Source organism: Reinekea sp. G2M2-21, assembly GCF_015687175.1.
Taxonomy (GTDB): Bacteria; Pseudomonadota; Gammaproteobacteria; order Pseudomonadales; family Natronospirillaceae; genus Reinekea.
In genome coordinates this window covers 12,648-24,618 of sequence record NZ_JADPQG010000001.1, presented here as the reverse complement: position 1 = coordinate 24,618, position 11,971 = coordinate 12,648, and the positions used below count along the sequence as shown (strand labels likewise).

Below are 11,971 nucleotides of genomic sequence, written 5' to 3'. Positions count from 1 at the left end.
GGCATGTGTCGCATTAACCCATCACCACGATTACGCTGTGCTCGGTACCCGCGGGTTGCACTGGAATTTCCCCGGTAATGAGCTGTCCATTCAACTCAAGACTTTGGATGCCCTTGCTGACGTGATTCGGGTTACGCACCTCGATGTTGTAGACCGCACCACGCCATTCGCGTCGAACGGTAAACCCAGCCCAATCACTCGGAATACAGGGATCTACGGTAAGACCATTAAAGCCCGGACGAACGCCATAGATGTAGTTGGTGGTAGCGACATAGGCCCAACCTGCGGAACCGGTCAACCAAGGATGATTCGCTCGTCCGTGATCTTCATGGTCGCGCCCCATGACGAACTGACAATAGGAATAAGGTTCAGCAACCCGTTTGTCGGCGGTATTGTTAAAGTTTGCCGGCAACAGTCCGTTAATGTGTTTCATCGCCCGGTCACCACGTCCCAGCATCGCTTCGGCCACCCAAGCCCACGGGTTGGGATGACTGAAAATGGCGCCGTTTTCTTTGACGCCCTGATATACCCGGGTAACGAATCCGATGTCATCGTTCGGGGTGGCAAAAGATGGCGCATTCAAATGCAGCCCGTAAGGTGAAGAGAGGTATTCATCAACAGAGTCCATTGCTTTTAGGGCCCGCTCTGTTTGAGCGGCACCTGAAATCACGGCCCAGGTATTGGACTCCAGATGTACTTTGCCCTCCGCCTGGGTATGGGTACCGACCTTATCGCCTTTGGCGGTAATGCCGCGGATATACCAATCGCCATCCCACAATTGAGTCTCGCAGGCGTCCTTTACTTTATCGGCCATGGTCTGATAGGTCGCGGCGTCTTCATGCCGCCCTAAGAAGGTGGCGGCCTCCACAAACGCGTTACAAGCCCAGAAATGTAGGAAACTGACCAACGCAGACTCACCGCCTCCGAGGTTCAAACAATCGTTCCAGTCTGCACGCAACCCTTGGCATATACCGGTTTGACCCACGTATTTGGCGCTGAAATCCAGCACCCGGGTCATGTGTTCGTATACCGTTCCTTCACCACCATCGGCGTAAGTAATCACTTCGTCGAAAAACGCCACATCTCCGGTTTCCTGAACGTAACGACAGATCGTCGGCACTAACCAAAGTGCATCGTCGGAACAGGTGTCTTCAATGCCATGAATCTTGTCATCGTCACTTGGGGTCGGGACCACCGTCGGCGATTTTGATGGTTCAACGTCTTCTTTTTCAGGGTCAAACCAATCCGGGTCGAACAGATGCAGACCATAACCGGCCTGAACTTGTCCGCGTAACAGGTCCACAATGCGCTTACGGGTCATCGGCTGGTTGGTATGGGGCACTGCCATGACATCTTGCGCGGTGTCACGATAGCCCAGACCGGTACGACCACCGACTTCAATAAAGGAAGCAAACCGGGACCAGACCACACAGGTTTCGGCCTGATACAACGTCCAGATATTGGTCATGGTGTCGAGTGCGGAATGAGGCGAGCTAACCTGGAATTTAGCCACACGCTCATCCCAGTGGCTGCGGATCTCAGCAAAGGCTTGGTCGACATTAGTGAAATCCTGGTATTTAGCGCGTTTTTTTGCCCCCATACCTTTGCCCAACCCCAACAGTAAAACAAACCGTACTTCTTCCCCCGGACCCAGTTCAAATGACTTGTGCAACGAGCCACACTGGTTGTAACAGGTCTTGGCCGTGTTTGAGCAGCGCCCATTTTCGACGGCTATCGGGTTTGACTCATCACGATACGCGCCCAGAAACGCATCGCGGGAACCATCATAGCTGTCCGGGCCAAAGCTGGATGCCAGGTAATACCATCCTTCATATTCATTGGTGTTGTAATACAGATCGTATTCAATCACGCCGTCCTGATAGGACGTGCCCGAAGAATACAGACTCATCTGATGATTCTGGTTGTCTGAAGCAATATGACTGAAGGAAAACTCAACAAAAGAAAAGGCACTGATTTTACGCGGCAGATCACCGTCGTTGCGGATACGGACATCCCAGATCTGCAAATCCTCGCCTTTCGGTACGAACAGTGTTTTTTCGGCGAAAATGCCGTTGTAGTCACATTGAAATTTGGAATAAGACAGGCCATGGCGAACCACGTACTCGGCTTCATCCAGACTTTTCGCAACAGGCTGCCAGGACACAGACCAGTAATCACCACTGACATCATCCCGCAGGTACACATAGTGACCCGGGCGGTCGAAGGAGTGGTTAGGGCGGAACTTGGTGACCCGGTTGTATTCTGGTGAATTGTAAAAGGAATACCCACCAGCGTTATTGGAGATCACCGTGGCAAATTTTTCTGTGCCCAGGTAATTGGTCCAGGGTGCCGGCGTATCCGGACGGGTAATGACGTATTCACGTTGATCGTTATCAAAGTAGCCGTATTGCATGGGAGTTGGCCTTTTCATGTTTAGCGAATTGGTATTGTTTTTTAAACCTAAATATAAGACCAATTGTAGACCAATTTATTTAATGGTTCTATTTTTTTGTGCTCGCGCTCGTGTTGGTAATGACACAAACCAAATGGGCTTAGGTGATCACACCATTGAGGGGCGTGGTCCAGTCTGGGCTTTGGCAAAGAGAAACAGCTCAAGACGAGCGAGGTTCATGCAGGATCGAAAATCGAGATAAAAAAGGCTGCCCGACAGACGCCGGGCATTCATTAGAGCGTTACTCAGTACGAAAACGGGAAACCAATGCCGTCAGTTCATGGCTCAATTCGGCTTGTTGATCACTCAACATTTTAACTTCATCGGAATGCGCAGATACTTGGTTGGCGGATTCATTGATGTTGACCAGATTTTGGTTGATATCCTTCGTCACCAAGTGTTGCTCTTCTGTGGCACTGGCGGTTTGCGTCGTCATATCACGAATGCGCTCCACAACGGCTTCAATTTCTTCAAAAGCATTCAACACTTCCGCAGAAAGAGAGACTGCCGTCTGTGATTCCTCAGAGCTTTTGGCCATGGTTTGAGACACAGATTGTGTTCTGTCCACCAGTTTGCCCAATATCGCACTGATTTCCTCTGTGGAGTCTTGAGTTCGTTTGGCAAGGTTGCGAACTTCATCCGCTACCACCGCAAAACCCCGGCCCTGCTCACCAGCTCGCGCCGCTTCAATCGCCGCATTCAAGGCCAACAGATTGGTCTGCTCCGCAATCTGCTGAATAGTAGACAGTATATTGGTGATGTTATCGGTCTCCTGAGCTAACTGCTGAATAACTTTGTTTGAGGCGTCAATACTGTTGCCCAGATGTTCAACGCTTTGACTGCTGCGAATAATGATCGATTTACCTTCTTTGGTCGCCCCGAGCCCCTGATCGGAAATGGAGGCTGTATCGACGCTGTTTGTTGCAACTTCGTTTGCCGCAGCGGACATTTGCGTGGTTGCCGTGACAATCTGATCTATCGACGCCAACTGCTGATTGGCCGACACTGTCATGTCATTAGCTTTAATGTTCGTATTGGCGGAAACGCCTTCCATGCTGAGCGCTTTGTCTTTTATCGCCAGTATTAAGGTTTGTGTGGATTCAATAAACTGGTTGAACCATTGCGCTAACTCGCCGGTTTCGTCACTGGAACGGACTTGAATGCGCGTTGTCAAGTCACCCTCGCCTTCGGCGATTGTCCGTAAGTTGTCTTTCACCTGATTGATGGGCGTTACTATACGTCGTGCAATGTATGCACCGGCGAAGACAAACAGTAAAACCAAGATCAAACTGACAATTATGGTCGTGTAAGCCATGTTGGTGGCGGCAGCGAAAATTTCTTTTTTAGGCATAAAGCCAACAAATTTCCAACCGAGTTCGCGGGATGCATAAACGTTGGCCATATAGGATTCACCGTCTATGTCAAATTCCAGAAGCCCTTCATCGGTTGCGTCAATCATGGCGAAGTAAGGTGCTTCAAGTTCTTGCAGTGATTTGAAGTTGTTGTCGACATTGCCACCGTCAACCAGAATATTGCCACTGCCTTCGACCACCATAATAAAACCGCCTTCGCCGAACTTGATGCGTTGCACCATATCCGTCAGCGACTTAAGCGATACGTCGATCGCAACAACGCCCTCGAAAGCACCGGTTTCATTTTTATAGCCTTTCAAAACCGACACATAAACAGCGTCATCCGGCTCCCAGTAGTAGCCGTCGCGCCGAACAATTTCGTAATTGCCTTCTTTACCCATTGAAAACCAAGGACGCGTCCGTGGGTCCCAATCGCCGTAACCATAGGTACCCGGCCATTCCAGATAGCCACCGTCTTTGTCACCCATATAGACGTATCCAAGCATCGGATTGTTTTCTCCGATAGCGCTGAACAGTTCAAACAAAGCCTGCTCACGCCCACCGTTCTTCATGGCGATTTCGGCGGGTGGCTGCGGTTCACCGAAATAAGTGGTCAGCTTGCCGGTCTTAGTTGCGCTGACAGCTTTGAAATCGGCCATGAAAGACACGTTAAACCCGATCACATCGAAAAAGTTTTTGAATGTCTGATCAATGATAGAAATATCCAACTGACTGGTTTCAAAAAACTGCTTTTCTGCTTGCGCAACTACATTACGAACCGTGATAAAAGACACGATCAATACCGGGAGTAAGGTCGTCGTCATAAACGACAATAATAGTTTGGTTTTAATTTTCACAGGGTACTGCTCCAGCAAAAAGGCGAGTTTTTTAAGCATAGTCTCAACAACCTCAATGCTCAAAAAACCACCACTTCTTCTGAGTAGCTATCGTCTTTTTGAAAGGGACCGGGTGTATAAACGCATGGAAGAATTGGGACGTTGCCCAGCATCTTGCCAGCCATTAGCAGCGCAAAAAGCAAGGGCCTGTCGATTGGTGGGACTGACACTGAGTTGCATCGACGTTTTCCCAGCCGCTATAAAGACATCCGCCAGGTAATCGACCATAAGTCTTCCAAAGCCCTGGCGTTGATAATCAGGGCTGACGACCAGCAAGTTAATATAGCCAACGGTCGAGTCCGCTATCCATTTAGCTTCGGTCTGACCAACAACCGTATCGCCTAACCAAAGGTGGCAACAGCCTTGGGGCAGGTTGTCGATCTTTTGCTGCAACCGCTCACGATAGCTGTCGCCATAGTCACGTTCAAACCCATCTAGTGCCCTGAGTCGGAAGGTCGTATAGCTTCAGAGCTCATGGGAAGCGCTAGTACAAGACGCTCTTCGTAGAGAATATTGAGATCTTTTCAAGAAGAGCAACGCCGTAATAGTGTTTTCCATGAGCTCCCTTCGGGCGTGACATTCAAGCTCTCTAGCGTCGTTCTGTCTCTTGCCAATGGAATAACCATTGACTGCGAGACACGCCTAGCTATAGAACTTGAATGGCGCGCTGAATTCATGCGAACTTCCGACTCAGGACACTCGGGACCCGTAACTTGCCTGATAGCTGATGGCCCGCATCTGCTGGCAGATACCGAAATCGCGGTTGAGATTTATCGGCTTAAAATACGGAACCATCAAGCCGCCTTGCGCGCTTTCTGCACTTGTTCGTAAGCTCTCTGGATATCCTGGGTTTTTTCTTTGGCGATTGACATCATCTCTGGCGGCAGCCCTCGCGCTACCAACTTATCGGGATGATGTTGGCTCATGAGCCGGCGATAGGCTTTTTTCAATTCCGCATCGGAGACATCGGCACTGACACCTAGCACCTGATAAGCATCGTTCAAATGCGCACTCCCCGAACGTGAGGCGGGCTCACGATACCCCTGCGAGAAGTGCATTTGAGCCCGGATACGCTGATGAATAATTTCAAACTGCACCTTGTTAATACCCAGGTGTGTTGAAATGGTGTGCAAAACATCTCGCTCATTGACTGACAATTGGCCATCGGCATAGGCAGCCTGCAACTGAATTTCCAGAAAGATCTGCGCTAAGGTTGCGCGCCGCCCAATGACGTCGGCCAACTCCGTTAAACTGTTTTCGACGGAAAATTCGGGGGATTTACCCGTATTAAAGAGCCGCATGGCCTCCAACCGTTGCTGCTCGTTCAAGGCCATGCGCGCCATAATGTGACGCGCCAGCTCGATTTCCTTCTCGCTCACCCGGCCATCGGCTTTGGCAATCTTACCCATAACCGAGAAGGTGGCTTCAAAGAATACGGTCTGTAAAACGCCCTGTGATTCGCTGTTGAATTCGTTCATCGTACGTTTGGCCGTTGTCCGGTCAAAAGCGTTACCCAACAAGATACCCAGCGCCAGGCCAACAAAATTACCTGTGTAGAAGCCAATGGCTCCGCCGATTATTTTACCTGTCCAATTTCTCATACTGCTAAACCATCGATCGATTGCGTCAGATTAACGGGAAATCTGACATTTTACTAACGGATTACAGCTTTTGACTGTGCGCTTAGTCCTGATTTTCGATATGATCGCGCCTTTCATATGACGTTTCTCATTGTGCATCGAATTCAGTTCACCACCACAACTTTAGTCGCTCTGCTGGCGCTGCACAGTCCCGTTGCTGCGGAATCCGTCGTTATCACGGATTGGCAACCCTGGCAGGATCTGCCAGACGCTGAGAAAGCCGGCATTGCCCCCTATTGCCCGGGTGGATTCGTAGCACAGCCGCTTGACCCCAACCAAGAAGATACCCAGTTTCGCTTTGATCAAGCCACCAGCAATGGGGTTGAATCCCGGTTCAGCGGTGACGTTAAGATCACGGCTAAGAACCTGAACGCCAATGCCGAACAGGTCGATTACAATCAGCAAAGCAATACCGGTGACCTGGCTGGCGACGTCACTCTGCGTACACCCGGAGCAGGCATCAGCAGTACGCAGGCCACCATTAGTCTGGAAAACTATTATGCGTTGCTAAAAAATGCGGAGTTTGTGCTGCATGACCAAGATTTACACGGTGATGCGGATCGGCTGGAACGCCAGTCCGAACAGGTTTTTACGGCCGAGAACGTCAGCTTCACCCGTTGCGCACCAACCTCAAACGCTTGGCGCATAAAATCCTCAAAACTGATTATCGACAATGAAACCAATGTGGCCACAGCCTGGAACCCACGTCTTGAAGTACTGAACGTGCCGGTGCTGTATTTTCCCTATGTCTCATTTCCGTTGAATGATCAGGCACGCACCGGACTTCTGATCCCCACGTTGGGCAGTCTTTACTCTGTTCCCTACTATCTCCATTTGGCGCCGAATTACGATGACACTGTCACGCTGCAATACGGCAAGGCGACAGGTTGGTTTGCCCGCAATGAGTTTCGTTTTTTAACGCAGAACCACAATGGGATCAATGAAGTGGACTATCAACTGCAGCCACCTGCGGCAGACGATAGCGATACTGCGACGACCGATACGCCGAATCGCTGGGCTGTCAGTCACAAACAATCGGGGCAGCTGGCGGGCACAGGTTACGACTTCAATACCCGCTGGGTCAGCGACATAAATTTCAATATTGCGCTCAACCCTGGGGCCACTAAAGTTGTTGATTATCAGAATGTATATTTCGCTCTCAACCGCCCCATTTTCGGATTTAAAAACAGCTTGAGCTGGAAATACGCGCAACCTGTTGTCGACAGCACAAAAACCATGGCGTCGCTTGCAACAAGCTTTCAGACGTCTCGTCAGAACGTCACTCTGTCTGTGCTCAATCAACAACAATGGGAATTTGATGCGGATGAAAAACCCGCCAAAATCGGCGATTATAGTCTGATTAAAACGCCGGAAGTTGCGTTAACGGATAAAAACCGTACCTTGCCGTTGGGTATACAGGCCAATGAAACGGTTAAATACAGCCACTTCCAGCGAGACTTGACCACAGAAGTACGCGATAACCTGTCGACGTCGGAGCTCGACTCCGCCACGCAATTTGACCGTATTCACGGGGCAGTATCACTCAGCCGTTCCTTTAAACAGGATACTTGGTACGTTACGCCCTCGGTTGAAGCTTTCGCATCCAACTATCAACTGAGCAATTCGCTCGATTATGACCTTAGCGATACCTACGGAGCAGAGGAATTCACCCAACTGGCCTGGCGTGGCAGTGTCGATCAGGGTCTGACGCTCACCAGCCAAAGTGAACAATGGCGCCACGAACTCAAACCCAGGCTCTACTATGCCTATGCCCCGTTGATTGAACAAAATGCACCCATTTTAGAAGGCACCTTCGATAATAGCTTCAAATTATTTACCACGAGCCGATTTTCTGGAACCGACCGCATTGCCGACCTGCAACGACTGTCCACCAGCCTGACCTATAACCTGAAAGATCAACAACGGACACGCGCCAGTTTTTCCCTCCAGAAAGGTGTCAAGCTCACGGAAGAGGAGATGCAGAAGACGTCCGATTCACGATTCAGCCAACTCGTCAGCACAGACAACTGGCAACCCGAATACAGCGATTGGATCGCTTCCGGGGCGTGGTACCCAACCGAAACCCTATCGCTCACATCCAGCATCAGTTACCGCCATGACTGGCAGCAGTTGACCGCATTCAACACCGAATTCAGCTATAAGCCCACTAACTACCAGTTCGCCACGCTCGAACTTGCCAAGTACAATGGCAAGTTAACAGACAGTGACGACACAGAGATCGACGGTGTTTACCACGACATCAAGCTCGGCGCTTATCTGCCCATCCGGCAAAACATCGGGTTGATCGGTTACGGCAAAGCTCAGGCCTTTACGTCAGATGACAGCTTCACCGTTAATACCAGTGAGGTGTTGGTGTGGGATGATTTCAAGGTCAACGAACTGTTGGTCGGCGTTGATATCGACAGCTGTTGCTGGAATGTCCGATTGGCCATGATGGACATCTCGGTCGATGAGGTCATTAATCAACAGTCACTGTTTCCGGTGAACACGGACCGGCAGTATTTTTTTGAATTTACGTTGAAAGGCATAGGTGCGGGCTTCGGCACCATAGAATCCATTTTACAACGGCTCGACTTCGGTTACTCGGGTCGCCTGTTTAATTACCGTTAATAACCCATAAGATGACAACTATGAATTTTTTGAAACACGCATTGATCGCCACCGCCCTACTGACCAGTGTCGGAAGCTTTGCGAAAACGCTGGATCGTATTGTTGTGGTTGCCAATAACGATGTCGTCACCGCAGCGGAACTGAACCAACGTGTCGCCATGATCAAACAGCAGTACAGCGCCAACCCGAGTGTGCTGCCGAACGATGCGGCGCTGCAAAAGCAAATACTGGATGCCCTGATTCTTGAGTCATTGCAATTGCAACTGGCCGAGCGAGGCAATCTGCAGATACCCGATGCGCAGGTTGATAATGCCTTAAACACGCTGGCGCAAAATCAAGGGATGACACTGACACAATTTCTTGATGCGGTTAAAAACAGTGGCCGTGACCTTGCCCAGTTTCGACTGCAAATAAAACGTGAACTAACCGTCAACGAAGTGCAGAAACAAATTGTCGGTCGACAGGTCTTTATCTCTGACGCCGAAGTGGACCGCTTCCTCAGCAGTCAATCCGGTCAGGCGTTGAAAGATACCGAATACCAACTGAGTTATTTGCGTTTCGAAGCCGACCAGAAAGATCAGGCACAACAACTACTCACTCAACTGAACAATGGAACATCGTTGCTCGACACCGATGGCAGCCGTGACCTGGGAATGCGTTCGCTGGAAGAAGTACCCAGTTTATTCCGCACGCTGGTGCCGGTGTTAAAAGTCGGGGAAGCGGTTCTGTTGGAACGCGACAACGCCCTCCATATTGCACAATTGAGCAACAAAACAGACGTCCAGTCCGTCAACATTGAGGAATATAAAATTCGCCATATCCTGGTTAACACCAATGAGTTGTTCGACGCAGATTCAGCTCAGGCGCTGCTTGCGGATTTAAAATCTCAAATTGAAATGGGTGCCTCTATGGCTGAACTGGCCGACACCTATTCTCAAGACAATGGATCGCGAGGCCGCGGAGGTGATTTGGATTGGAATAGTCTGGACACCTTTGTACCGGAGTTTGCTCTGGTTGCCAAAAACATCCCGGTTGGCAGCGTCTCCAAAGTGTTTGAATCACCCTATGGCTATCACATTTTGCGCGTTGAAGAGGTTCGAACCAGCGATGTCGGTATCGATGTTTTACGCAAGCAGATACGCAACCAGCTGTATCAGCGCCGATACAGCGAATCATTGCAACGCTGGCTAACTGAGTTGCGCGCTGAATCCTTTGTTGAGTTCCGTAACTAATGTCCTGTTTAGTCGTCACACCTGGAGAGCCAGCCGGCATCGGTCCAGATGTACTGCTTGCCCTTGCGGCATCAGGTTTCAGCGCACCGTTAGTGGCCATTGCCGATATTCAACTGCTACGCGAACGTGCCCAAACGCTCAAGGTTCCTGTCACTTGTGTCGACGTCAGCGAAGCCGATCTTGAAAACACGCAGGTAAAACCTGCTGAGTTGCGTGTGCTGCATACGCCATTGATCGAATCGGTCCGCGCTGGTGAATTGAATGCCGCCAACGCCCCGTACGTCATAAAAACACTCGATAAAGCCATTGCACTTTGTCTGCATGGCAAAGCCAGCGGTTTGGTCACAGGCCCCGTACACAAAGGCATTATTAACGACAGCGGCCTGGCCTTTACCGGTCATACGGAATATCTGCGCGATCAGAGCCAGACTCAGGAAGTCGTGATGATGCTGGCAACCGAAGGCTTGCGCGTGGCACTGGTGACCACCCACCTGCCCTTAAAGGACGTCAGTGAAGCCATAACTCAGGACAAAATAATACGGGTCACACGCATTTTACACACGGCGTTGCAGCGTGAATTCGGCTGCGTGGCACCGCGCATTCTGGTCACCGGTTTGAACCCCCACGCGGGCGAAGACGGTCACCTGGGGCGTGAAGAAATCGACACCATCAAACCCGCCTTAGCCGCATTAAACGCTGAAGGCATCCCCACCCGAGGACCATTGCCTGCGGATACCTTGTTCCAACCCCATTACCTGGACAAAGCCGACGCCGTATTAGCGATGTATCACGATCAGGGTTTGCCGGTGCTGAAATACAAAGGCTTCGGTAACGCGGTGAACATTACCCTGGGTTTGCCCTTTATCCGAACCTCGGTAGATCATGGTACCGCGCTCGATCTGGCTGGGTCCGGCAAGGCGGATACAGGCTCCATGCTCGTCGCCCTGAACACCGCCTGGGAAATGGCGAAACACAAAGAGAATTATCATGCATAAAGCCCGCAAACGTTTTGGACAGAACTTTCTCCACGACTCGAACGTTATTGACCGTATTGTCGGCAGCATTGGACCCAAACCGGACCAACACCTGGTGGAAATTGGCCCGGGTCGTGGCGCTATAACCGAACCGCTGTTGGACGCGTTAGGTGGCCATTTGGATGTGGTCGAGCTGGATCGGGACCTGATTCCAATTCTGAAAGCTCAGTTTTTCCGCCACGACGGATTGCACATTCACGAAGCGGATGCCCTACAGTTCGATTTCCGAGCCCTGGCCGCAGACGGTAGACCTCTGCGCATGGTTGGTAACCTGCCCTACAACATTTCCACACCGCTGATGTTTCACTTACTGAGCTATGCCGACATCATTCTGGATATGCACTTCATGCTGCAAAAGGAAGTAGTGCAGCGTTTGTGTGCGGCCCCCGGCGACAACGCATACGGCCGCTTGGGCATCATGATGCAGTATCAATGTGAAACCCGATACATGTTTACCGTACCACCGGGTGCCTTCAATCCTCCACCTAAGGTCGAGTCGGCCATTGTCAGACTGACTCCACGTAAAACCCCCAAATACCAGGCAAACGATTTTGCGACCTTTGAAAAGGTCGTTAAAGCGGCGTTTGCGCAACGTCGCAAAACATTGAAAAACAATCTCAAAGGATTGCTCGATGAAGACGGCTTTGCCGCGTTGGGCATTAAACCCAGCGCGAGAGCAGAAACCTTGCCGATCGAAAACTTTGTCTCTATCGCCAACCACATCAGCGGCTAAT

The 11,971-nt window shown here is 50.6% G+C and carries 7 protein-coding genes and 1 pseudogene; 4 read left to right on the top strand and 4 right to left on the bottom strand.

Annotated elements, in window-relative coordinates:
• Positions 1 to 13 precede the first annotated feature (13 nt).
• The 4 genes and pseudogenes from IYN85_RS00100 to djlA all read right to left on the bottom strand — a co-directional run bounded on the left by IYN85_RS00100 (position 14) and on the right by djlA (position 6,301).
• The gene (locus tag IYN85_RS00100) at positions 14 to 2,413 is read right to left on the bottom strand and encodes a GH36-type glycosyl hydrolase domain-containing protein (RefSeq protein ID WP_196156833.1); all 2,400 of its coding nucleotides are present in this window, start codon (positions 2,411 to 2,413) and stop codon (positions 14 to 16) included.
• A 280-nt stretch (positions 2,414 to 2,693) separates the two neighbouring features.
• Positions 2,694 to 4,700 (bottom strand): methyl-accepting chemotaxis protein, encoded by a 2,007-nt coding sequence (locus IYN85_RS00095; protein WP_230390371.1) that lies wholly within the window; start codon positions 4,698 to 4,700, stop codon positions 2,694 to 2,696.
• Between the two features lie 48 nt (positions 4,701 to 4,748).
• Positions 4,749 to 5,111 (bottom strand): annotated as a pseudogene (locus tag IYN85_RS00090) (GNAT family N-acetyltransferase); the annotation flags it as partial.
• Between the two features lie 383 nt (positions 5,112 to 5,494).
• Entirely contained in the window at positions 5,495 to 6,301 is an 807-nt protein-coding gene (gene djlA / locus IYN85_RS00085; protein WP_196156831.1) for a co-chaperone DjlA, read from the bottom strand.
• Between the two features lie 117 nt (positions 6,302 to 6,418).
• On the opposite strand from djlA, the gene IYN85_RS00080 reads away from it, so the two are divergent.
• From IYN85_RS00080 to rsmA, 4 genes are read left to right on the top strand one after another with little or no spacing between them, the layout of a single operon-like run.
• Positions 6,419 to 8,971 carry an LPS-assembly protein LptD gene (locus IYN85_RS00080; RefSeq protein ID WP_196156830.1) on the top strand — a complete coding sequence of 851 codons (2,553 nt, stop codon included), beginning with the start codon at positions 6,419 to 6,421 and terminating at the stop codon, positions 8,969 to 8,971.
• A gap of 20 nt (positions 8,972 to 8,991) precedes the next feature.
• Entirely contained in the window at positions 8,992 to 10,203 is a 1,212-nt protein-coding gene (locus IYN85_RS00075; RefSeq protein ID WP_196156829.1) for a peptidylprolyl isomerase, read from the top strand.
• Positions 10,203 to 11,198 carry a 4-hydroxythreonine-4-phosphate dehydrogenase PdxA gene (gene pdxA, locus IYN85_RS00070; RefSeq protein WP_196156828.1) on the top strand — a complete coding sequence of 332 codons (996 nt, stop codon included), beginning with the start codon at positions 10,203 to 10,205 and terminating at the stop codon, positions 11,196 to 11,198. Before IYN85_RS00075 ends, pdxA begins: the two co-directional genes overlap by 1 nt.
• On the top strand, positions 11,191 to 11,970 hold the full coding sequence (rsmA, locus tag IYN85_RS00065) for a 16S rRNA (adenine(1518)-N(6)/adenine(1519)-N(6))-dimethyltransferase RsmA (protein ID WP_196156827.1): 780 nt from the start codon (positions 11,191 to 11,193) through the stop codon (positions 11,968 to 11,970). The genes pdxA and rsmA overlap by 8 nt, the downstream gene beginning before the upstream one ends.
• Position 11,971 lies beyond the last annotated feature (1 nt).

Bases quoted from the DNA above. Each gene is read 5' to 3' on its own strand.
- IYN85_RS00100 (WP_196156833.1), bottom strand. From the start codon at position 2,413: ATGCAATACGGCTACTTTGATAACGATCAACGTGAATACGTCATTACC.
- IYN85_RS00095 (WP_230390371.1), bottom strand. From the start codon at position 4,700: ATGCTTAAAAAACTCGCCTTTTTGCTGGAGCAGTACCCTGTGAAAATT.
- djlA (WP_196156831.1), bottom strand. From the start codon at position 6,301: ATGAGAAATTGGACAGGTAAAATAATCGGCGGAGCCATTGGCTTCTAC.
- IYN85_RS00080 (WP_196156830.1), top strand. From the start codon at position 6,419: ATGACGTTTCTCATTGTGCATCGAATTCAGTTCACCACCACAACTTTA.
- IYN85_RS00075 (WP_196156829.1), top strand. From the start codon at position 8,992: ATGAATTTTTTGAAACACGCATTGATCGCCACCGCCCTACTGACCAGT.
- pdxA (WP_196156828.1), top strand. From the start codon at position 10,203: ATGTCCTGTTTAGTCGTCACACCTGGAGAGCCAGCCGGCATCGGTCCA.
- rsmA (WP_196156827.1), top strand. From the start codon at position 11,191: ATGCATAAAGCCCGCAAACGTTTTGGACAGAACTTTCTCCACGACTCG.